This is a genomic window from Niveispirillum sp. BGYR6 (assembly GCF_027568365.1).
GTDB lineage: Bacteria > Pseudomonadota > Alphaproteobacteria > Azospirillales > Azospirillaceae > Niveispirillum.
In genome coordinates this window covers 446,740-467,228 of record NZ_JANLNL010000003.1, presented here as the reverse complement: position 1 = coordinate 467,228, position 20,489 = coordinate 446,740, and the positions used below count along the sequence as shown (strand labels likewise).

The window sequence follows — 20,489 nt, the reverse complement described above, 5'->3', positions numbered from 1 at the left end:
ATCTACCCCTCGCGGCGCGTAATAGATCGCGCGGATACTAACGTGACAAGATTGATATGGCTATAATTGTGCAATCGCGCTGATCACCCGGCCAACCATATCGGGCAGCGCTGTGGCTAGGCGGGAGGCTTCCGCCCCATCGCCGGCCCGCAGCGCCTGTTCGATCCGGTCAGCTAAGCGGCCCAGCGGATCGGCCCCGCCATTCTTGGCCACACCGGCCAGCGCGTGGATGCGGGCGCGCGCCGTTTCCAGATCGCCCGTCGCCAGGGCCGACAGGCTCTCGTCCCGCAGCGGTTGCAGGCTGTCCACAAAGGTTGCCAGGAAATCCCGGGCATCGGCATCTAGGCAGCCGAACAGGGCCAGCGTCATGGCAGGATCGAAATCGGCATCCGGCAGCCGGTCATCGGCCGCCGCCGGTTCCTCCCCCCTCCGTCCCCAGCGTTCCAGGCATTCCTGCAGCTGTTTCAGGTCCAGCGGCTTGGACAGGAAACCATCCATACCGGCATTGATGCAGCGCTGGTCCTCCCCCGCCATGGCATTGGCCGTCAGGGCCACGATGGGCAGACGTTGACGGCCTTCCGCCACCTCCGCCGCGCGGATGGCAGAGGTCAGTTCGTACCCGTCCATCTCCGGCATGTTGCAATCGGTCAGCAGCAGGGCGTGGCCACCCTGGCGCCAAGCGGCCAGCGCCGAGCGGCCATCCGAATGCATGTCACAGGCATAGCCCAGCAGCGCCAGCTGCCGGCTGATCACCATCTGATTGACACGGTGATCCTCCGCCACCAGCACCAGCCGGCCGCTGGCCGCTGCCGCATCCCGCCCCGGCGGGGCCGTCGGGGCGGGCCTTGCCGGCTCCGCCACCTCCTCGGCATAGAGGCCCTGTGCCTTGGCCAACAGCCGATAAAGGGCCGCACGCCGCACTGGCCGGCTCAGAAAATAATCCACCCCCGCCGGCCGACCGGCTTCGCCATCCACCAGCAGAATGGCCTTGCCAGGGCCGGACAGGGCCGATGCCGTATCGGCGATGGTGATATCCGGCAGCGCCCGATCATCATCATTCAGCACCACCGCGCCGACATGCGTCAGATAGGTCTCCAGCGTCTGGCGCAACAAGGGATCAGACAGCCGCAGAGCGACACAAAGGCCGGGGAAGGACAGGGACTCCTCCCCCTCGCCCGGCCCTTCCTCCAATTCCAGTTCCACCCAGAAGGTGGAGCCCTGGCCGACCTGGCTTTCCAGGCCGATGCGCCCCTGCATCAATTCGGCCAGACGCCGGGTGATGGACAGGCCCAGCCCGGTACCGCCGAACCGGCGGCTGGTGGAACTGTCCGCCTGGGTAAAGGGCTGAAACAGCTTGGCCTTCAACTCATCAGGAATGCCGATACCGGTGTCAGTCACCGTCAGGCGCAGGGCCAGCCCCTTGGAAGCGGCACCCGCCACCCGTTCCAGACGGATGGCAACATGGCCCCGCTCGGTGAATTTCACCGCATTACCGGCCAGATTGAACAAAACCTGCCGCAGGCGGACCGGATCGCCCAGTAAAGATGGGGGAATGGTCGGGCAGATATGCAGGTGAAGGGCGATGCCCTTCTTGCGGGCAGCCGGGGCCAGGGTTTCCGCAACACCTTCCATCAGCGCATGGATATCCAGCGGCTGCCGCTCAATATCCATGCGGCCGGCTTCAATCTTGGAGAAATCCAGGATGTCGTCGATGATATGCAGCAGGGTGCCGGCCGAATCGCGCGCTGTTTCCAGCATTTCCCGCTGTTCAGCTGTCAGGCTGCTATGGCCCAGCAGTTCCAGCATCCCCAGCACCCCGTTCATCGGGGTGCGGATTTCATGGCTCATCGCCGCCAGGAAGGCAGATTTCAGACGGCTGGCGCTTTCCGCCTCCCGCGCGCTGCGAATATTGTCATAGGCACGCAGGCCGGTAACGATGGTGATGAACAGCTTTTCCGAGGTCAGTTCGGTCTTGGATTTGTAATCGTTGATGTCATAGCTGACGATCACCTCCCGCACCGGTGCCTGTCCGGGCTGGCCGGTGCGCAAGATGATGCGGATGTCGCTGTTAGCGATCTCATTGCGGATGCAGCGCGCAAGCCGCAGCCCGGCATCATCGGTTTCCATGACGATATCAACCAGGGCGACAGCGATGTCATCGCGCCGCCGCAGAATCGCTTCCGCCTCTGCGGCGGAACGGGCGGTCAGCAATTCCAGCGCCCTGTCCTTGTAACGCAGCCGGCCCAGCACCAGCCGCGTCATCACATGGACTTCCTCATCATCATCCACCACCAGGACAGGCCAGGGGGGCAAGGGGGCAAAGGAATCCGATCCATTGCCGGCAGGACCGGCATCCGGCTCCTCCGGCGCGAACAGATCGTCGCCGTCCTCCCCCTCCATCACAGGCCCCTTCCTCTTACCGGACTTCAGCCCTGTCGCCGGTATATTGGTGCTGTCTGGTCATCTGACCATTAAAGCATATCAAAGTAGCCACACAACTCAACCTTCACCCGTTCCTCGCTGCTTTCAACCGTCGCACGGCATAGCCACACAAAACAGGCTTGCCCTCCGGCCTCAGTTCGTTTAGGCGTTTCGGCCAACATCCGCATTGCCGGGCGATAGCCTGGGCGGCTGTGCAGGAAGAGTGGCCGAGTGGTTTAAGGCACTGGTCTTGAAAACCAGCGACGGTGCGAGCTGTCCGTGGGTTCGAATCCCACCTCTTCCGCCATCTCAGGCGCCTTTCCCGCGCCATATGTCGCGCCCTTGTCGCCAAAACAGCGCTGATTGCCACACGGTGCAACCGCACTGAGGCCGGCGATGTTTCAGCCTCCCCCTGACGCATTGCCGCAAGCCATCACTCTCCCTTTCCACCATAGACGGCGTCACGGATTTCGATGGGAAATGCGCCTGACATGCCTTCAAAGGCGGTATTGGTGAGGGCGATGACGGTTAGCTTTCGAGCTGGATCGACGAACCAGCTATGGCCATAGGCGCCACCCCACTGGATCGTGCCGGCGGATTGCGGTGTGCCGGCGCTTGCCGGGTCATTGAGGACCGCCCAACCATAGCCGAAGCCCCAGCCGGGGCCCTGTGTTTGTGCCTTTGGCCCAACCTGATCGCGCATCATCGCGGCGACGGTGGCCGGCAGAAGAATACTGCCGCCGCCGGTGCGGATCGTTTCCAGAAACCGCAACACATCGCCAGCGGTACCGACCATACCCGCACCACCCGACGCATATGACGCGAGATTGAGCGCCCGGCTCGGCGCAAAGTTGGCACCAGCATTCCACAGTGCCACGAAAATGCCGTCGGTCATCCGAATCGGTTCCGGCGCGCCATCCGCATAAGGTGTGGCCAGCCTCGATGGATCGGTGACGACAAAGCCGGTATCGCGCATCTCAAGCGGGCCTGTCACCCTCGCCCTTACCAAGTCTGGCAAGCGCTCTCCCGTCGCCTTTTCAATCACAGCGCCGAGCACGTCGATCCCCAATGAATAACGCCAGCCGTCGCCTGGATGAAAGGCGAGCGGTGCTTGGCCGAGACGGTGCAGATTTTCGTCGAGGCCAAGCCCTGGTTGATCCATACCGTCGGAGACGTTCAACCGGTGATAGGGGCTACCCGCCGGCTCCAGGAATCGGTAGCTGAGGCCGGACATATGCGTCAGCAACTGCCGCAGGGTGATTGACGGCTCATCCCCGTTCGCCATGCGCGGCCGAAAGTCCGGCAACCATTTCGTCACAGGATCGTCGAGATCGACGGTCTGGTCTTCGACCAACCGCATGAATGCCGCCGAGACGATCGGCTTGGAAATCGAGGCGAGGCGGAAGATCGCATCCTCACGCATTGACCTTGCTGCTTCGCGGTCAGCGAAGCCCGCAGCGCGATGATAGATGATCTCCCCCTCGTTTGCGACCAGCACGACCGTGCCAACAATTCGCTTGCTGGCTATGGCCTGGTTGATCGCCTGATCCAGTCGGGCCGTCATCGCCGGATCGGCAGCGGGTGCTGCCGTCGCGGCAAAGGCGAGGGTCAGGGAGAGAAGGCCAACAAAGGTCCTCCGCATGGCAGCTCTATTCCGATATATAATGAGTGATCGATCCTGAATACAGGATCGCCAGGAATATTTCTAGAGTGATCGATGTGATAAATAACAAATCTGCCGCTCCGCGCCCGCGCGGACGCCCACGGGCTTTCGATCGCGAAAAGGCGGTGGCTATCGCGGGGCATCTTTTTTGGCGGCTTGGCTATGAAGGCACATCCATTGCCGACCTGACGGCGGCAATGGGGATCACGCCCCAGAGCCTTTACGCCGCCTTCCGCTCAAAGGCCGACCTCTATGCCGAAGCGCTGCGCTGGTATCAGGCCGAGATCGGTGCGGCCACCGCCGAAGCCCTAAGCAATAGCGACATCATGGTTGCCTTCGAGCGTGTTCTGCTCGATTCGGCGCGGGAGTTCTGTAAGCCGGGCCGGCCGCCGGGCTGCATGATCTCAACAGCCGTTCTTACCTGCGCCATCGAGAATGATACGGTAGCGGAGATTGTCGCCGGTTTGCGGCGTGCGACACTGATCGCCTTCCGCGACCGACTGCAGCACGCTGTTGATGAAGGCGCGCTCCGACCGGATGCAGATGTCGCGGCACTTGCCCGTTTCATCGGCGCTCTGGTTCAGGGCATGTCGGTACAGGCGCGCGATGGCGCGACGGAAGCCGAGCTTACAGGCATCGCTCATCTTGGCATTGCGGAACTGCACCGCCATCGGATGGATGGTGGGCGGTGATCCCTCGCCGTGACGGATTGGTCGGTGTGCCTTCGTAGAGGGCTGTGGCTGGTTGCATAAAAACCTGTCGTCTGCCCGCACAGGCGGATGTAGCATCAGCCTCTGTGATGATTCGCTGGATGGAGGCCGGGATGCCTTTCCTGATCCGTTTCATGCTGCGCCATGCTCTGGCCGGTTTCACCCTGGGCGTGGTATCGGCGGCTATTGCTGTCGGCTTCGATTTTGCCCATCTGCGCAGCCTGGCCCAGGCGACCTCGCTGGGCTGGATCGGCCTCAGCGCCTTCTGCTTCCTGATCGGGTTGACCTTCGGCGGGCTGCAGATCGGTTTCGCCGTCATGCTGCTGCCCTATGATGATGAGGGGAAGCCGCCGCGCGGCCGGCCCCGGCGTGTGGAACTGGTGCCGGTTCCCATTGCTGTCCGCCGGCGCGGCTGAACCAACGCCCTTCCTTTAATCCGCGTAATGGATGGGGCCGGGTGGTCGCCATCGACAGTATGGGGCCGTGATGATAGGGGGAAGCATCCGTTCCCCGACAGGTCGCCCCATGTCCGACAAGGTGTTGTTGATCCGCCAAGCAGGGGGCATTGGCCGCCTGATCCTGAACCAGCCGGAAAAGCGCAACGCGCTGAGCCAGGAAATGTGGCAGGGCGTGGCGCTTCGCGTTGCGGAAGCCGAGGCCGATCCGGCCATCAAACTGCTTCTGGTGCAGGGGGCGGGCGGTTGTTTTGCCGCCGGTGCCGATATTTCCGAATTTGAGAGCGCCTATGCCACCCGGCAAAGCACGGCCGCCTATGCCAGCGACATTGCCGCCGCCATGGAAGGGCTGGCCGCCTGTACCAAGCCGACCCTGGCCATGATCCAGGGGGCCTGTGTGGGCGGCGGCATGGGGCTGGCGCTGGCCTGCGATCTGCGTTTTGCTGCCGATGATGCGAAGCTGGGCATCACCCCCGCCAAGCTGGGGCTGGTCTATCCGCTGGGCGATACAAAACGGCTGGTTGAGACGGTGGGCCCGGCCCATGCCAAGGATCTGCTGTTCACCGGCCGGTTGCTGGACGCAGCCGGGGCTCTGGCCATCGGGCTGGTGAACCGGGTGGTGCCGGCGGCTTCCCTTGAGCCCGCCGTGCTGGATTATGCCGCCCAGATCAGTGCCAACAGCCAATGGTCCATCCGCGCCATAAAGAAGATGGTGGCCCGCGTCCTGGCCGGGCAGCAGCAGGATGACAGCGAGAGCCTGGATGCGTTTCTGGATGCCGTGGAGTCAGCCGATTTCACGGAGGGGCGCAATGCCTTCCGCGAAAAACGCAAGCCGCATTTCCCCTATTCCTAACCCCGTTCCCGACAACAGAGGATGGAGGCTTGCGCCCGGTCGCCATCCTGGGGCATCTTCATGCCTGCGGTGGCGCCGCTCCCGACCTTGGGATAAATATCCATGCCCCTTATCCGTACAGGTGAACGGAAAACAGGGGATATGGATCATGCGCACGACCGAACAGGCCTCCCACGACCATCGCCAGACCAATATTGACGGTTATGACCGTTGGGCCGGCTTTTACGACCAGTATCCCAACCCAACCGTGGCGATGGATGAACTGGCCTTTCCTGACTTCTGGAAAGGGTTTCCGGGCCAGAACATATTGGAAATTGGCTGCGGTACCGGCCGCCACACCGCGCGGCTGCTGGCGGCTGGAAAACAGGTGACGGGGGTTGATCAATCCCCCGGCATGTTGGCCATGGCCCGGGCCAAGCTGGGACCCGCCCCCACCCTGCTGCAAGGCGATTTCCTGGCCCTGGAGCTGGCAGAAGCCGGCTTTGATGCCGCCCTGACGGCCCTGGTTCTGGAACATATCGCCGATTTGCCCCGCTTCTTCCGCCATCTGGCCAGAAGCTTACGGCCTGGCGCGCCTTTCTTCATCTCAGAGATTCATCCGGCGCGGACAGAAGCCGGCACCTTTGCCCATTTCAAGGATGCCGAAACCGGGATGGACGTGTCGCTGGCCAGCTATCCGCACACGGCCGAGCAACTGGCGGCAGCGGCCACAGGGGCGGGTTTTCAGGTGCGGGAGCGGCACGATGTGGCCGGCGATGACAGGCTGGCCGCCTTGAACCCGAAATGGGCCCGGTATCAGGGGCAACCGATGCTGCAGCTCTGGCAGCTTATCCGCCGCTGAACGCGGCCCCGATCATAGCATGAAGCCGCCGACACTGGTGTGTTCGGGGCGGACAAGCTGTCGAACACCACTATACGTTATGAGTAGCATGGTTAACGTACCCCTGCCGTAAGTCCTACCGGCTCGACCAAGCGGACGGCTTGCCCTTGATGCGGGTTTGGCGGTAACAGGTGGTCATGGGGCAACTGACAGCGGATGACCGGCCTTGGCAATCGGTTTCCGCAGCGGTCTCCTGCGCCCGTATTAAAACGGGCGTCCGCTGCAAATGAACCTGATTGGCTTTACCTGATGTCAGACACCGGTATCTCCGACGACAGGAACACCCAGGCAGCGCCCCTATCGGCCCTGCCCCCCCGGATTCTTGTGGTTGAGGATGATGCGCTGGTGGCCCTGGGTATCCGCCTGACGCTGCTGGAACTGGGGTATGAGGTGGTGGGAATCGCCGCATCGGAGTTGGAAGCCATCGCCCTGGCACAGGCGGAAAGACCCGATCTGGCCTTGATGGATATCCGCCTGCGCGGCCCCGTGGATGGGGTGGATACCGCCCGCCGCCTGCGGGCGGATTATGGTGTCCGCAGCGTCTATCTCTCCGCCTATGCAGATGAACAGACCATGGCGCGGGTGGCCCAGACCTATCCGCTGGGATTCGTGCAGAAGCCCTATGCCGCCAGCCAGTTGCGCGCCGCCCTTGATCTCGCCTGTCGGCGTTTGCACCAAAACACGGAAACGTCAGGCTGAGATCACGGCTTTGCCGCATTTGTGTCGTTAGGTGAAACAAAGATCGGGTCTTGAAAGACCGGAATGCTGAAATTAAGTGCTTTTTGGCTTTTCCTGACCCGAATGGACCCTTACTCTGTTGTTACAGGGGAAAACGGCCGTGCAACGGCCGGTTATGGGTGGAAAATCCACCCGCACCTGCGGGAATGGACCACCGGTTTATATGAAGGAGCGAAGAACATGCGCGTGCTTCCTTGGGTTTTCTCTGGTTTGATGGTGCTGGGGCTGGCCGCCTGCGGCGACAAGGCAAAGAACCAGTCGGAAACCACCCCGCCGCCGGCGACGTCCAATCCGCCGGAACCGTCGGGCACCACCGCGCCGCCGGCCACCCCGGCTCCGACCACGCCCCCGGCTGACAGCACGGCCACGCCGCCGGCTGACAGCACCACCACCACCCCGCCGACCGAGGGTGCAACCCCGCCGGCCGAAGGCACCACCACCACCCCGCCGCAGAGCGGCACCAGCAACTGATCGGTTGCCGGTCAACCGGGTTGAACGGTTGATGAAAAGGCCGGGGCATTGCCCCGGCCTTTGTCATTCAGTTGTGATCGTTGCGTTGGGAACTATTCTCAACGTGTCGCGCGCCATGCCTTGGCCAGCGCGACAAATCCGTCAATATCCACTTCCTCCGCCCGCGCGGTGGGGGCGATCCCAACCGACAGCAGCACGGGTTCCGGCTCCCGCATCAAGGTTTTCAGGCTGGCGCGCAACATCTTGCGACGCTGCCCGAAGGCGGCGGCCACCAACGTTTCCATGGTGGAGAAGTCCGGATCGTCCGCCGGTCGCACCCGCGGTGTCAGCCGGACAACGGCGCTGTCGATCTTGGGCGGCGGGGTGAAGGCGCGGGCCGGCAGATCCATGATGGTCCGGCATTCAGCCAGCCATTGGCACATAACGGACAACCGACCATAGGCCGATGTACGGGGCCGGGCGACAAGGCGATCGGCCACTTCCTTCTGGAACATCAGGGCCAGGAAACGATATTCGCTGATCCGCTTCAGCCAGCCGATCAGCAGCGGCGTGCCGACATTGTAAGGCAGGTTGGAAACCACGGCGCGCGGTGCGGGCACCAGATCGACCGGATCAACCGTCAGCGCATCGGCCTCCACCAGCTGCAACCGGCCGGCCGAGGCGGTAATCACATCGCCCAGCGCCGCCGCAAAACGCGGATCGCGTTCCACCGCCAGCACCTGCACAGCGGCACTTTCCACCAGCGCGCGGGTCAGGCCGCCGGGACCGGGACCCACCTCCACCACATGCAGATCGTTGAAATCCCCCGCCTCCCGCACGATGCGGCGGGTGACATTCAGGTCCAGCAGGAAATGCTGGCCGAACGCCTTCTTGGCGGCCAGATCATGGGTGGCGATGACATCCCGCAAGGGCGGCAGATGCGACAGGTCACGCCCGTCATTACTTTTCACGTCAGTCACAGGAAAGCCCTAAACGGCGGCTGGCAATGGATCGGGCGGCATGAAGGGCGGCGATCAGGCTGGTAGGGCTGGCCTTGCCCGTGCCCGCCAGCGACAAGGCCGTGCCATGGTCGGGTGAGGTGCGGACAAAGGGCAGCCCCAGAGTGATGTTGACACCCTGGTCAAAATCCAGGGTCTTCAATGGAATCAGCCCCTGGTCATGATACATGCAGACCACAACATCATAGGCGGCGCGCGCGCCGGCATGGAACAGGGTATCGGCCGGGAACGGCCCCTTGGCATTGATGCCTTCGGCCTGCAGTGCGGCCACAGCGGGGGCGATGATCTCCATCTCCTCCCGCCCCATGGCCCCGCCCTCCCCTGCATGGGGATTGAGCGCAGCGACGGCCAGCCGGGGGCTGGCAATGCCGAAATCGCGCCGCAGGGCGGCATCGGTGACGCGCGCGACATGCAGAATGGCATCGGCTGTCAGATGTGCTGCCACATCCTTCAGCGCCAGATGGATGGTGGCCAGCACTACCCGCAGCCCGCCGCCTTCCAGCAACATCACCGTTCCATCATCGGGCAGGCCGGCCAGATGGGCCAGATATTCCGTATGGCCGGGCCAGCGGAAGCCGGTGGCGTACAGCGCGCTTTTCTGAATCGGGTTGGTGACGACACCCGCCAGCAACCCGCGCCGCGACAGATCAACCGCCCGGTCAATGCTGGCAATGACAGCGGCCCCATTGGCCGGGTCTGGCTGGCCCAATTGCACCGGGTGCGACAGGGGCACCGGCAGCACCGGCAGGGCATCGGCGAACAGGGACGCAACCGAAGCCAGCTCCCCTTCCGCAACCACACGCATCGGGACTTTGAGCCCCAGCCGTTCCGCCAGGGCGGCAAGCCGCTGCGGATCGTCCAGCATGACAAAGGGCGGCACGGGCCGCCCTTGCCTTCCCGCCCAGGTCATCAGGGCAATGTCGCCCCCGATGCCGGCCGGTTCGCCCATGGTCAAACCAAGGGGGGCTGTCACCATCGCCTTACAGCCTCGTCTCGATCGTGGCCTGACGGCGCAGGTCGCGCAGATAGCGGCGCTGCTGCAGGTCCATCCGTTCCTGGAACAGGGCGGAGCGCACCTGATCGGGCGGCGGCAGGCTGCCTTCCGGCACCACCCGGTCGCAGACCATCAGCAGCATGGTGCCCTTGTCGGTCACCAGCGGCTGGGTGGCATTGCCCACGCCCAAACCCGCCACCAGACCGGCGATCTGTTCGGGAATGTCGCCCAGCTTGGTCAGCGGCTGGGTGAAGACCTGGGCGCCATGGATCTTGGAGGCCGCCTGCTGCAAAGCCTCACACCCCTTCACCCCTTCCCCCAGCTGCTTCACCGCATCGAACAGCGCGCCCTGCTGGTTGGGATCGGAAGGGGCCGGCACCACGAACTGGCCCAGGCTGATTTGGATATTCTTCGGGTCGCCGGCCGCCACCGTGCGCTGGTCGCGCAGCCAGAGGATATGATAACCGGCGGCCCCCCGGATCGGGCGGGAGAACTGCCCGGAATGCAGCTGTTGCAAGGCGCGATCCAGCGCCTCTTCCAACTGGCCCTGCTGAATCCAGCCCAGATCACCGCCGGTGGCCGCGCCGGCAGACTGGGAGAATTGCTGGGCAACGGCGGCGAAATTCGCCCCCTTGCCGATCTGGTCGACCAGCCGGTCCGCCAGATTCTGCACTTCCTGTTCATTGGCCGGGTTGTCCACCGCCAGGAAGATTTCCGCCACCTGATATTCCGGCTTACCGGCATTGGCGCGGATACGCTCGATATAGGCGTTCACTTCGCTGTCGGGGATATTCACCTGCTGGCGCACCACGCGCTGTACCACCTTGCTCCAGGCCAGCTGGGCCAGCATCTGCTGGCGCATGGTGCTCCACGGCACGCCGGCCTGCTGCAAGGCCTGCTGCAGCTGATCCCGCGTCATGCGGTTGCGTTCCGCCATGTCCGACAGGGCGTTGTTCAGCTCATCCTCGGTGACGGACAGCTTGCGTTCCCGCGCTTCCTGCACCTGCAGCGCCTCATCGGTGAGGATGCGGATCACCTGGGGCAGCAGACGCTTGCGCGTATCCGGCGTATCCGGCAGTCCCGAAGAGACGATGGCCAGCTGCAACCGGCCTTCGACATCGGCCTGGGTAATGGGCGATTCATTGACGACGGCGGCAATGCGGCCCAGCGGTGCCGCCTGTTGTGCATGGGCCAGCCGGCCCGCCGGAACCGTCACAGCAACAAGGGCGAAGGCGGTGGCACCCAGAAGGGCTTTGCGCAGGAAGCTGGTCATGGTCCGTCGGGTCAAAGAATGCATCATGGGGGCTTCTTATAGAGAAGGAACGGCGCGAAGGCAAAGCGTACCGGCAGAGGCCATCAGCCATCTTCCGTATGCAACAGGGCGGCGACGGACAGCATCACCGTCACCCCCGCCGGGGCCCAGGCCGCCAGCACCACCGGTACGGAGCCGGAGAGGCCCAGCGCATGGATCACGTCCTTGACGATGAACAGCACCAGGGCCGACACCACCCCCGCCCCCAGCAGCGCCAGCGTGCCGCCGCCGCGCATCTGCCGCAGGGAGAAGGCGGCCGCCAGCAGCACCATGGCGGCGAACAGCACCGGCTGGGACAGCAGCGTGTGCCAGTAAAGCCGGTGACGCAGCGGCGACAGACCGGTCAGTTCCAGCGTGCGGATGAAATCCGGCAGAGCCCAGAAAGAAAGCGTGTCGGGCGAGGAGAAACTGTCCTGAATCCGCTCTTCCGTCAGGTCGGTCGCCAGCCGGTAACGCGGCAGGAAGCGCGCCGGTTCCCCCGGCTGGTTATACCAGACTTCCGACAGATCCCAGAACCCGTCGGCCAGCACGGCAGAGGCGGCGTCCAGCCGGGCCGCCAATTTGCGTTCGGGGGTGGAGATCAGCACCATCACCCGCCGCATCTCCATCCGGCCCGGCACCAGGCTGTCGGCATGGATGCGATAGCTGCCATCCTTGTTCACCTGCCGCAGCCAGAGACCGGAGGAACCGATATCCAACGAGGAGACCTGACCGCGCAGATAGCGGTTTTCCAGCGTCTCATAGCGTTTCATCATGGCGGCGAAGATCGGGTTCAGCACCATGATCAGCACCAGCCCGATGATGACGGCCCAGCCCAGTACCGGCGTCATGAATTGCCAGACACTGATACCGCTGGCCCGCGCCACCACCAGTTCCTGGGTGCGGGTCAGCCGCCAGAATGTGTACATGCCGGCAAACAGGATGACGAAGGGGAACACCTCCTGCCCGATCTCCGGCAGTTTCAGCAACCCCATGGAAATGACGATATCGAAGGTCGCTTCCGGCCGGTTAGCGGCGCGGCGCAACAGTTCCACCGTATCCAGCAGGTAGATCAGTGCCAGCAGCGCCGCCAGCCCGGCCACGAACCAGAGCAGGAACTGCCGGCCGATATAATGGGAAAGGGTCGCGGAAAGGCGCATGGCTCACCCCCTTTCCGGCGCGGTGGCGACCGGCCGGCGGCCACCGATGCGGTTACGGTTCACGTACCAGAGCCCCAGCGGAATGGGCAGAATGGCCACGGCATAGAGCAGCGGCGTCATGGCCGGTAATTTGCTGATCAGGTTGGCTATACCCATGACGGACGCTTGCAGGACCAGGGCCCCGACGGCAGCGGCTGTGATGCGGCCGCCCCGCCCCCGGCGGGAAAATTCGCCCGGCAACAGGGCCGCAAGCGCGATGATGGTGAAGCTGAGCGCCAGGAACGGGCTGGCGAAACGGTTATGCAGTTCCGCCCGCAGGCGGCCGGCAAAACGGATATCTTCAGGCGAATTATTGGGGTGCAGCAGTTGGGTCAGCGTGCGCTCCCGCGGTTCGACCCAGCGATCCGTCAGTTCCTTGCGCAGGGACTGCAAATCCACCGCATAGCGTTCAAATTCCAGCCATTCGGTCTTGCCGGTGGCCATTGTGTATTTGCTCTGCGTGCCATCATGCACCAACACGCGCGGCTGGCCATCCAGGTCAGCCAGGGTTCCCCGCTCCGCCACCACCGTGTTGATGATGCCCGGCTGGCGAGCATCATGGATCAGCAGATCGATCAGGGTGCCGTCCGGCAGACGATCACGGACATAGACGGTCAGCCCGTCCCCCAGCTCGTTGAAGGTGCCTTCCCGCAGCAAGGCGGCAGACATGTCGCTGCGGACCGATTGCCGCAGGGCCACCAGTTCACGCTGCGCCGACGGCCCCAGGAACAGGGTCAGGGCAAAGCACGCCGCCATCACCCCGCCGCCCAGCAGCAAGGCCGGTTTGGACAGGGCCAGCGGCCCCAGCCCGGCCGCCCGCATCACCACCAGTTCGCTATCGATGGTGAGCCGGTGATAGGTGAACAACACCGCTGCCAGCAGGCCAAAGGGCAGCACCAGCGCCAGAAAGGTGGGGAAAGTCAGCATGGCCAGACGGAAGAAGGCCATCAGCGAGGCCCCCCCCTCCACCACCAGCGCCACCAGCCGCAGGGACTGGGTCAGCCAGATGGCAGCCGACAGCCCGCTGGTCACGACCAGCGTGGCAATCAGAAGGTTCCGGAACAGATAGCGGTTGATCTGGTTCATCTTGCCCTGAAACGATGGCGGGCCCGCCGGCCTGTCGCCCAAACTACCCTTTAGGGACGGCAAGCCCCCTGTCAAATGCCGAGGGGTAGCCGCTGATTGCGTCGCCATCGTGGCAGGCCGCTTTATCGCCTGCCATCCAAGTTTAATGTGCCACTGCCCTTGACACCACAACGCTGCTGTTCTTTATCGACTCTCTGCCATACACACAACCACCGGAACCGGTGGAGCAGGGTTCATCCTGCCCGGACAGCCAACCAGAGAGCCATATCCATGAAGATCGCCTTCTCCGCACCGGACCTGCCGAAATCGGGTCATCTGGCCATCACCGTTGCCGCCGACCGCGCACTGGGCAGCATCGGCGCCAGCCTGGACAAGGCCAGCGGTGGCCAGATCACCCGCGCCATGGAACAGGGCCGCTTCACCGGCAAGGCCGATGAAGTGCTGGCTCTGGTGGCCCCGGCAGGGCTGGAACTGGGCCGTCTGGTGCTGGTGGGCATCGGTGGGGCGCCGGGTGCGCTGGCCGCCAACAATGCCGGCGCTGCCGCCCTGGCCGCTGTGCAATATGCGGGCGAGTCTGAGCTGACCCTGGTGGTGGATGATCATGCCGGTCTGGCGATCGAGGCCGGGCCGTTTGCCGCCGAAGTGGCCTTCGGCGCGCTGCTGCGCAGCTACCGTTTTGACAAGTATCGCACCACGCTGGCCGACGACAAGAAGCCGTCGGTGAAGAAGGTCACCGTGCAGACCGCCGCCAAGGGCGCCAAGAAGGCCTGGGAACGGCTGGAAAAGATCGCCGACGGCATCTTCCTGACCCGCGATGTCGTGTCGGAGCCGCCCAATGTGATCTATCCGGAAACGCTGGCCGACCGCTGCGTGGAGCTGGAAAAGCTGGGCCTGGAAGTCGAGGTTCTCGACGAAAAGAAGATGAAGAAGCTGGGCATGGGCGCGCTGCTGGGCGTCGGCCAGGGCTCTTCCCAGCCGCCGCGTCTGGTGGTGATGAAGTGGAATGGCGGCAACAAGGGTGACGCCCCGGTTGCCTTTGTCGGCAAGGGCATCACCTTCGATACCGGCGGCATCTCCATCAAGCCGGCGGCCGGCATGGAGGATATGAAGTGGGACATGGGCGGTTCCGGCACCGTCATCGGCCTGATGGCCGCCCTGGCCGGCCGCAAGGCCAAGGTGAATGTCGTCGGCGTCGTGGCGTTGGCGGAAAACATGCCCGATGGCAATGCCCAGCGTCCGGGCGACATCGTTTCCACCATGTCCGGCCAGACGATTGAGGTGCTGAACACCGACGCCGAAGGCCGCTTGGTGCTGGCCGATGCGCTCTGGTACACGCAGGATCAGTTCAAGCCGCAATTCATGGTCAATCTGGCCACGCTGACCGGTGCCATCATCGTCAGCCTGGGCAATGAACATGCCGGCCTGTTCTCCAACAATGACGATCTGGCCGCCAAGCTGACCGAATCCGGTCTGGCGACGGGGGAGAAGCTGTGGCGTCTGCCGCTGTCGCCCGCCTATGACAAGGATATCGACAGCGACGTGGCCGATGTGAAGAACATTGGCCGCCCGATGACCGCCGGTTCCATCATCGGGGCGCAGTTCCTGCAGCGCTTCGTCAATGGCACGCCCTGGGCGCATCTGGACATTGCCGGCACCGCCTGGACCAAGGAAAACAAGGGCGTGGTGCCGAAGGGCGCCACCGCCTTCGGTGTGCGCCTGCTGGATCATCTGGTCGCCACCCATTACGAAGGGTAAGTTTAAGCCCTATATAAACAGGGGCTGGCGGGCAACCGCCGGCCCCGCCTTTATCGCTGACGGAGCCCGCCCGCCCATGGCCCAACGCCGCTTCTCCCTTCCGCTGGTCCTTGGCCTGCTGGCCGCCCCCCTGGCGCTTTCCACCCCCGTGGCCCTGGCGGCCCCGGCGCAGGAAGCCAAGGTCAACCGGTCGATGAGCAAGGCCCTGCCGGATGATCCGGATGGCTGGGAGATGGGGGAAATCCGTCCGGCGCGCGGCGCCCTGCCCATGTATTCCGTCGCCACGGCGGAGGCGGTCTATAAGAAGGGCAATGTGGAAGTGACGGTCGGTGCCGCGCGCAGCCCAACGCTTTTCAAGGCGGTGATGGGGTCGGTGAAGAATACCGGTACCCTGCCGCCTGACAGCAAGGTGGAAGTGATCGCCGATCATTACGCCATCGTTGCCCGCTTCCCCAATTCCACGCCCCCGCTCTACACGATCCAGTTGCTGGCCGGCACGGATGGCATTGTCATGCTGACTACCCGCAACGGCACCTATGAACATCTGGTGGAACTGGCCAAGCAGGTGGATTTCGACCATTTCCCCCTGCGTTGATCCGGCCAGCGGGCGAGAGGGACCATGACGGAACTCCGCTTTTATCACCTGACGCGCCGCACGCTGGAACAGACCTTGCCGGCGCTGCTGGAAAAGTCGCTGGAACGCGGCTGGAAGGCCCTGGTGCTGACCGCCAGTGATGAGCGGGCGGAGATGCTGTGCCAACATCTCTGGACCTACAAGCCGGACGGTTTTCTGCCCCACGGCACCCGCAAGGATGGCCATGCGGCGATGCAGCCGGTGCTGATCACCGAAACGGATGATCGCGCCAATGCGGCCCATGTGCTGTTCCTGACCGATGGGGCGACCAGCCCGCTGCTGGGTGATTATGAACTGGTCTGCGACCTGTTCGATGGCAACGACCCGGACGCCGTGGCCGCCGCGCGCGCGCGCTGGCGCCACGCCAAGGAAGGCGGCCACGCGCTGACCTATTGGCAGCAGAACGAAAAAGGCGGTTGGGAAAAGAAGGCCTGAGTGCTTTCTGGCCTTTGGGAGCGGTCATGAAAGTTATCTTGTTTTTTTCAACCTTGCTATCTCACCACCGTCATTCCCGCGAAGGCGGGAATCCAAAATCCGCGCTGTCGTATGGATTCCCGCCTTCGCGGGAATGACGGTTATCTTACTGAAAAATAATGAAAAATTCTGATCTTACATTTACGCCGCCGCCTGCCGCACCCGTTCCACATCCCTCGCCGGCGGCGCACCATAGAGCCGGCTGTAATCCCGGCTGAACTGCGACGGGCTTTGATAGCCGACGCGCAGGGCCGCCGTACCGGCATCCAGATTTTCCATCAGCATCAGGCGTCGCGCCTCATGCAGGCGCAATTGCTTCTGGAACTGGATCGGCGTCATTGCCGTCACCGCCTTGAAATGATGGTGCAGGCATGAAACGCTCATCCCCACATGGTCGGCCAGCATTTCCACCCGCAGCGCCTCGGCAAAATGGGTGCGCATCCAGGCCATGGCGCGCGGAATACGCCCGGCATGGTGGCCCGTTGACAAAGCCAGATGCAGCAGACGCGGCCCGTCCGGCCCCGTCAGCAGGTGGTAGAGGATTTCCTGGCGGAACAGCGGGGCCAGGGCCGGTATGTCCTGCGGCCGGTCGGCCAGCCGTACCAGCCGTGTGGCGGCATCCAGCAGGTCCGGCGTTGCGGGGGTGACGGCGACACTGCGCATCCCGTCGGCATCCAGGCCCGGCGGTGTGCCGATGCGGGCCAGCAGTTCCCCCATCGCCTCGGTATCGATGGGGATGAACAGGCAGAAATGCGGCGCCTCCGGGCTGGCCATTGTCACCTGCGTCACCACCGGCAGATGCAGGGACGTCAGTAAGTATTGGCCGGCGGCATAATCAAACCGCTCCGTCCCCGCCGTCAGCCGTTTCGCCCCCTGGATCACCAGGGAGAAACCGGGCCCGCATTCATAATGCTGCGGCAGGGTCGGCGTGTCGCGGCGATAAAGCCGCACCCCGCCGAAATCCAGCGGCCGGTCCCGGTCCTGTTCGGTGAAACGGGCAAACAGGTCCGACAGTTCCTGCAGCCTTCCTGTGATGCCCATCACACAAACCCCTTATCCTGCCTGATCTATTGCCGCAGCCCCAGGATAGGGGGCCTTGTCGGGCAAAACATCACCCAATTTGGGCATTTGCAGGATCAGGCAAGAAGCTTGCAGGATCGGTCTACCGGTTACGGCGTTACCTGGGGGATAGTCGGCCATCCCATTTCGCCGTTGCGAAGGAAAAAAGCCATGAGTCTCGCCAAAGCCTATGCCGTCCTGGACGCGCAATCCCCGCTGATCCCCTTCACCGTCGAACGGCGGGAGCCGCGCGAGGATGATGTGGTCATCGCCATCAAATATAGCGGCATCTGCCATTCCGACATCCACCAGGCCCGGAATGAATGGGGGGCGTCGCGCTATCCCATGGTGCCGGGCCATGAAATTGCCGGTGTCGTCACCGCCGTCGGTTCAAAGGTGACGAAGTTCAAGGTCGGCGATCATGTTGGTGTTGGCTGTTTCGTGCATTCCTGCACCCAATGTGAAACGCGTGACGAAGATCTGGAGCAATATCTGCCCGGTCTGGTGCAGACCTATAACGACGTCGAAGCCGATGGCGTGACGCCGACCTATGGCGGCTATTCCGACCATATCGTCGTGCGCGAAGGCTATGTCCTGTCCATCCCGGATAATCTGCCGCTGGATCGCGCCGCCCCGCTGCTCTGCGCCGGTATCACGCTCTATTCCCCCCTGCGCCACTGGCAGGTGGGGCCGGGCAAGAAGATCGCCATCGTCGGCATGGGCGGTCTGGGCCATATGGGCGTGAAGCTGGCCCATGCCATGGGGGCCGAGGTGACGGTGTTGAGCCAGACCCTGTCGAAGGAAGCCGATGGCCGCGCCTTCGGGGCCGACCATTATTACGCCACCCGCGATCCTGAAACCTTCCGGAAACTTGCCAGCAGCTTCGACCTGATCATCTGCACGGTCTCGAGTGATATCGACTGGAACGCCTATCTGAACCTGCTGAAGGTTGACGGTACCCTGTGCCTGCTGGGCGTGCCGGAAAAGGCGGTACCTGTCCATGCCTTCTCCCTGATCCCGACACGGCGCAACCTTGCCGGCTCGATGATCGGCTCCATCAAGGAGACGCAGGAGATGCTGGATTTCTGCGGCGCACACAATATCACTGCCGACATCGAGAAGATCGAGATGAAGGATGTGAATGACGCCTATGAGCGTGTGCTGAAAAGCGATGTGCGCTATCGCTTCGTCATCGATATCGACGCGTCGTTCTGATGTAAAAAAAGGGGGCCAAGACCGGCCCCCTTTTTCTTTAACCCAATGCCATCCGGGGGCGGTACGGCACCCGGTCACCATTTTCATCCGCTTCCAGATGCAGCAGCGGGGCATCTACGTGGCCCAGCACGCGGGCACCGGCAGGCGTCAGGCGGATCAGCTCCGCCTCTTCCGTCACCAGCGCTGCCTCCACCCCGGCCTCGCGGGCCAGACGGGCATGGGCCGTCAGGTGCATTTCCGTGCCATGCACCGGCAGGGCAAACCGCGGACGCACCAGTTCATAGAGTTCCCGCAGCTCATTGGCCCCGGGATGGCCGGAGACATGCAACGGCAAGCCGTTCAGCAGATCCGTGCCCATCAGGATTTCCACCCCGCGATGCCGCAGCTTGGAGACGACCTTTTCCACCGCCTCCTCGTTGCCAGGGATGATGCGGGCGGAGAGAACCACCGTGTCGCCCGCGCCGAAGGCGGGGAAACGACGGTCACCACGGGCCAGACGGGCCAGCGCCGCACGCTCTTCGCCCTGCCCACCAGTGCAGACCAGCGCCACTTCGGACTTGGCCAGACCCTTCAGATGGGACGGCTCGGCCAGGAAGTCCGGCACACCATCCAGCAGGCCCAGGGAACGGGCCACCGCCTCGGAATTGCGCATGGAACGCCCGGCCAGCGCCACCTTGCGGCCAGCGGCCACACCGGTGACGGCAGCAGAGGCCACGCGGGCCACATTGGTGGCAAAGCAGCAGATGGCGATCTGCCCCTTGCGGGTAGCGAACAACCGGGCGAAGGCGGCGCGGACCTGCGCCTCCGACGTGACCGGCATATCCTTGTGGGCGTTGGTGCTGTCGCACAGCATGGCCAGCACGCCGGCATCGCCCAGACGGCGCAGTTTTTCCTTGTCGGTCGGCTGGCCGATCATCGGATCGGGATCGAACTTCCAGTCGCCGGTATGCAGCACCGTGCCCACCCCGGTCTGGATGGCCAAGGCCACCGGCTCGGGAATGGAGTGGGTCAGCCGCACCGTATCAATGGTGAAGGGACCAACCTTGAAGCTGGAGCCGACAGTGAACACATGCCGGGTCACCGCATCCAGATTGTCCTGTTCTTCCAGCCGGCGGGAGATCATGCCCATGGCAAAGGGCGTAGCCCAGATCGGCACGTTCAGCGCAAAGGGCCACAGGCGGTCAATGGCGCCGATATGGTCTTCATGCGCATGGGTGACGATCAGGCCCAGCAGCCGGTCACGGATGGGGGCCAGGAAGGTGGGGTCGGGAACGATGGCGTCCACGCCCTCATGCCCTTCATCGGGGAAGCTGATGCCGGCATCCACCAGCAGCCAGGCCCCATCATGGCCATAAAGGGTCCAGTTCATGCCGATGCGGCCCAAACCACCCAGGGGCACAACCAGCACTTCGCCACGGCCGGGAACCGGCCAGCGCGAACCGAAATCAGTATATCGGTTTAAGGGAATAACCTTGGACGTGGTGGTCCCAACATCTTCCCGACGGTCCGCCACGGACCCGATGGGGGCGTTGGCGGTTTGGTCCGCATATGCGGAGCCTAGCAAATCTTTATTCATAGGTGGCTTAGGTATGC

Annotated in this window: 19 protein-coding genes and 1 tRNA gene; 11 read left to right on the top strand and 9 right to left on the bottom strand. The window is 63.6% G+C overall.

Annotated elements, in window-relative coordinates; all coding sequences use genetic code 11:
• Positions 1-60: 60 nt before the first annotated feature.
• On the bottom strand, positions 61-2,400 hold the full coding sequence (locus PCJ49_RS10400) for a response regulator (protein ID WP_269910861.1): 2,340 nt from the start codon (positions 2,398-2,400) through the stop codon (positions 61-63).
• A 238-nt stretch (positions 2,401-2,638) separates the two neighbouring features.
• On the opposite strand from PCJ49_RS10400, the gene PCJ49_RS10395 reads away from it, so the two are divergent.
• Positions 2,639-2,728, top strand: a tRNA-Ser gene (locus PCJ49_RS10395).
• Positions 2,729-2,854: 126 nt separating this feature from the next.
• Here PCJ49_RS10395 and PCJ49_RS10390 read toward each other — a convergent pair.
• On the bottom strand, positions 2,855-4,063 hold the full coding sequence (locus tag PCJ49_RS10390) for a serine hydrolase domain-containing protein (protein WP_269910860.1): 1,209 nt from the start codon (positions 4,061-4,063) through the stop codon (positions 2,855-2,857).
• 26 nt (positions 4,064-4,089) lie between these two features.
• On the opposite strand from PCJ49_RS10390, the gene PCJ49_RS10385 reads away from it, so the two are divergent.
• The 6 genes from PCJ49_RS10385 (at position 4,090) to PCJ49_RS10360 (ending at position 8,191) form a co-directional block, all read left to right on the top strand.
• Positions 4,090-4,776, top strand: coding sequence for a TetR/AcrR family transcriptional regulator (locus PCJ49_RS10385; RefSeq protein ID WP_269910859.1), 687 nt, complete (start codon positions 4,090-4,092; stop codon positions 4,774-4,776).
• 131 nt (positions 4,777-4,907) lie between these two features.
• Positions 4,908-5,210 (top strand): hypothetical protein, encoded by a 303-nt coding sequence (locus tag PCJ49_RS10380; protein WP_269910858.1) that lies wholly within the window; start codon positions 4,908-4,910, stop codon positions 5,208-5,210.
• A gap of 109 nt (positions 5,211-5,319) precedes the next feature.
• The gene (locus PCJ49_RS10375; protein WP_269910857.1) at positions 5,320-6,102 is read left to right on the top strand and encodes an enoyl-CoA hydratase-related protein; all 783 of its coding nucleotides are present in this window, start codon (positions 5,320-5,322) and stop codon (positions 6,100-6,102) included.
• Positions 6,103-6,250: 148 nt separating this feature from the next.
• Positions 6,251-6,943 (top strand): class I SAM-dependent methyltransferase, encoded by a 693-nt coding sequence (locus PCJ49_RS10370; RefSeq protein ID WP_269910856.1) that lies wholly within the window; start codon positions 6,251-6,253, stop codon positions 6,941-6,943.
• Positions 6,944-7,231: 288 nt separating this feature from the next.
• On the top strand, positions 7,232-7,681 hold the full coding sequence (locus PCJ49_RS10365; protein ID WP_269910855.1) for a response regulator: 450 nt from the start codon (positions 7,232-7,234) through the stop codon (positions 7,679-7,681).
• Positions 7,682-7,900: 219 nt separating this feature from the next.
• Positions 7,901-8,191, top strand: a complete 291-nt coding sequence (locus PCJ49_RS10360) for a hypothetical protein (protein WP_269910854.1) — start codon at positions 7,901-7,903, stop codon at positions 8,189-8,191.
• Between the two features lie 98 nt (positions 8,192-8,289).
• Here PCJ49_RS10360 and rsmA read toward each other — a convergent pair whose 3' ends face one another.
• The 5 genes from rsmA to lptF are packed head-to-tail and all read right to left on the bottom strand — an operon-like array spanning position 8,290 to position 13,759.
• Positions 8,290-9,150, bottom strand: coding sequence for a 16S rRNA (adenine(1518)-N(6)/adenine(1519)-N(6))-dimethyltransferase RsmA (gene rsmA / locus PCJ49_RS10355; RefSeq protein WP_269910853.1), 861 nt, complete (start codon positions 9,148-9,150; stop codon positions 8,290-8,292).
• Positions 9,143-10,165 carry a 4-hydroxythreonine-4-phosphate dehydrogenase PdxA gene (gene pdxA / locus PCJ49_RS10350; RefSeq protein ID WP_269910852.1) on the bottom strand — a complete coding sequence of 341 codons (1,023 nt, stop codon included), beginning with the start codon at positions 10,163-10,165 and terminating at the stop codon, positions 9,143-9,145. The genes rsmA and pdxA overlap by 8 nt, the downstream gene beginning before the upstream one ends.
• 4 nt (positions 10,166-10,169) lie before the next feature.
• Positions 10,170-11,483, bottom strand: coding sequence for a peptidylprolyl isomerase (locus PCJ49_RS10345; RefSeq protein ID WP_269910851.1), 1,314 nt, complete (start codon positions 11,481-11,483; stop codon positions 10,170-10,172).
• Between the two features lie 56 nt (positions 11,484-11,539).
• Complete coding sequence (lptG, locus tag PCJ49_RS10340; RefSeq protein ID WP_089287794.1) at positions 11,540-12,634, bottom strand: LPS export ABC transporter permease LptG; 1,095 nt, start codon at positions 12,632-12,634, stop codon at positions 11,540-11,542.
• Between the two features lie 3 nt (positions 12,635-12,637).
• Entirely contained in the window at positions 12,638-13,759 is a 1,122-nt protein-coding gene (gene lptF / locus PCJ49_RS10335) for an LPS export ABC transporter permease LptF (protein WP_269910850.1), read from the bottom strand.
• Between the two features lie 270 nt (positions 13,760-14,029).
• Here lptF and PCJ49_RS10330 point away from each other — a divergent pair, with 270 nt between their 5' ends.
• From PCJ49_RS10330 to PCJ49_RS10320, 3 genes are all read left to right on the top strand, one after another.
• Entirely contained in the window at positions 14,030-15,514 is a 1,485-nt protein-coding gene (locus PCJ49_RS10330; RefSeq protein WP_269910849.1) for a leucyl aminopeptidase, read from the top strand.
• A gap of 76 nt (positions 15,515-15,590) precedes the next feature.
• Positions 15,591-16,109, top strand: a complete 519-nt coding sequence (locus PCJ49_RS10325; RefSeq protein ID WP_269910848.1) for a hypothetical protein — start codon at positions 15,591-15,593, stop codon at positions 16,107-16,109.
• A gap of 24 nt (positions 16,110-16,133) precedes the next feature.
• Complete coding sequence (locus PCJ49_RS10320) at positions 16,134-16,583, top strand: DNA polymerase III subunit chi (protein WP_269910847.1); 450 nt, start codon at positions 16,134-16,136, stop codon at positions 16,581-16,583.
• A gap of 180 nt (positions 16,584-16,763) precedes the next feature.
• Here the strand turns inward: PCJ49_RS10320 and PCJ49_RS10315 are convergent, their stop codons facing one another.
• Positions 16,764-17,663: an AraC family transcriptional regulator gene (locus tag PCJ49_RS10315; protein ID WP_269910846.1), complete on the bottom strand. Its 900-nt coding sequence runs from the start codon at positions 17,661-17,663 to the stop codon at positions 16,764-16,766.
• Between the two features lie 189 nt (positions 17,664-17,852).
• On the opposite strand from PCJ49_RS10315, the gene PCJ49_RS10310 reads away from it, so the two are divergent.
• The gene (locus PCJ49_RS10310; RefSeq protein WP_269910845.1) at positions 17,853-18,896 is read left to right on the top strand and encodes an NAD(P)-dependent alcohol dehydrogenase; all 1,044 of its coding nucleotides are present in this window, start codon (positions 17,853-17,855) and stop codon (positions 18,894-18,896) included.
• A 37-nt stretch (positions 18,897-18,933) separates the two neighbouring features.
• Here PCJ49_RS10310 and PCJ49_RS10305 read toward each other — a convergent pair whose 3' ends face one another.
• Positions 18,934-20,304, bottom strand: coding sequence for a ribonuclease J (locus PCJ49_RS10305; RefSeq protein ID WP_160105561.1), 1,371 nt, complete (start codon positions 20,302-20,304; stop codon positions 18,934-18,936).
• Positions 20,305-20,489: the final 185 nt, after the last annotated feature.

What these genes read in the sequence shown, in the direction of transcription:
- PCJ49_RS10400 (WP_269910861.1), bottom strand. Translation starts at nt 2,400, where the DNA reads ATGGAGGGGGAGGACGGCGACGATCTGTTCGCGCCGGAGGAGCCGGAT.
- PCJ49_RS10390 (WP_269910860.1), bottom strand. Translation starts at nt 4,063, where the DNA reads ATGCGGAGGACCTTTGTTGGCCTTCTCTCCCTGACCCTCGCCTTTGCC.
- PCJ49_RS10380 (WP_269910858.1), top strand. Translation starts at nt 4,908, where the DNA reads ATGCCTTTCCTGATCCGTTTCATGCTGCGCCATGCTCTGGCCGGTTTC.
- PCJ49_RS10375 (WP_269910857.1), top strand. Translation starts at nt 5,320, where the DNA reads ATGTCCGACAAGGTGTTGTTGATCCGCCAAGCAGGGGGCATTGGCCGC.
- PCJ49_RS10370 (WP_269910856.1), top strand. Translation starts at nt 6,251, where the DNA reads ATGCGCACGACCGAACAGGCCTCCCACGACCATCGCCAGACCAATATT.
- PCJ49_RS10365 (WP_269910855.1), top strand. Translation starts at nt 7,232, where the DNA reads ATGTCAGACACCGGTATCTCCGACGACAGGAACACCCAGGCAGCGCCC.
- PCJ49_RS10360 (WP_269910854.1), top strand. Translation starts at nt 7,901, where the DNA reads ATGCGCGTGCTTCCTTGGGTTTTCTCTGGTTTGATGGTGCTGGGGCTG.
- pdxA (WP_269910852.1), bottom strand. Translation starts at nt 10,165, where the DNA reads ATGGTGACAGCCCCCCTTGGTTTGACCATGGGCGAACCGGCCGGCATC.
- PCJ49_RS10345 (WP_269910851.1), bottom strand. Translation starts at nt 11,483, where the DNA reads ATGATGCATTCTTTGACCCGACGGACCATGACCAGCTTCCTGCGCAAA.
- lptG (WP_089287794.1), bottom strand. Translation starts at nt 12,634, where the DNA reads ATGCGCCTTTCCGCGACCCTTTCCCATTATATCGGCCGGCAGTTCCTG.
- lptF (WP_269910850.1), bottom strand. Translation starts at nt 13,759, where the DNA reads ATGAACCAGATCAACCGCTATCTGTTCCGGAACCTTCTGATTGCCACG.
- PCJ49_RS10330 (WP_269910849.1), top strand. Translation starts at nt 14,030, where the DNA reads ATGAAGATCGCCTTCTCCGCACCGGACCTGCCGAAATCGGGTCATCTG.
- PCJ49_RS10325 (WP_269910848.1), top strand. Translation starts at nt 15,591, where the DNA reads ATGGCCCAACGCCGCTTCTCCCTTCCGCTGGTCCTTGGCCTGCTGGCC.
- PCJ49_RS10320 (WP_269910847.1), top strand. Translation starts at nt 16,134, where the DNA reads ATGACGGAACTCCGCTTTTATCACCTGACGCGCCGCACGCTGGAACAG.
- PCJ49_RS10315 (WP_269910846.1), bottom strand. Translation starts at nt 17,663, where the DNA reads ATGGGCATCACAGGAAGGCTGCAGGAACTGTCGGACCTGTTTGCCCGT.
- PCJ49_RS10310 (WP_269910845.1), top strand. Translation starts at nt 17,853, where the DNA reads ATGAGTCTCGCCAAAGCCTATGCCGTCCTGGACGCGCAATCCCCGCTG.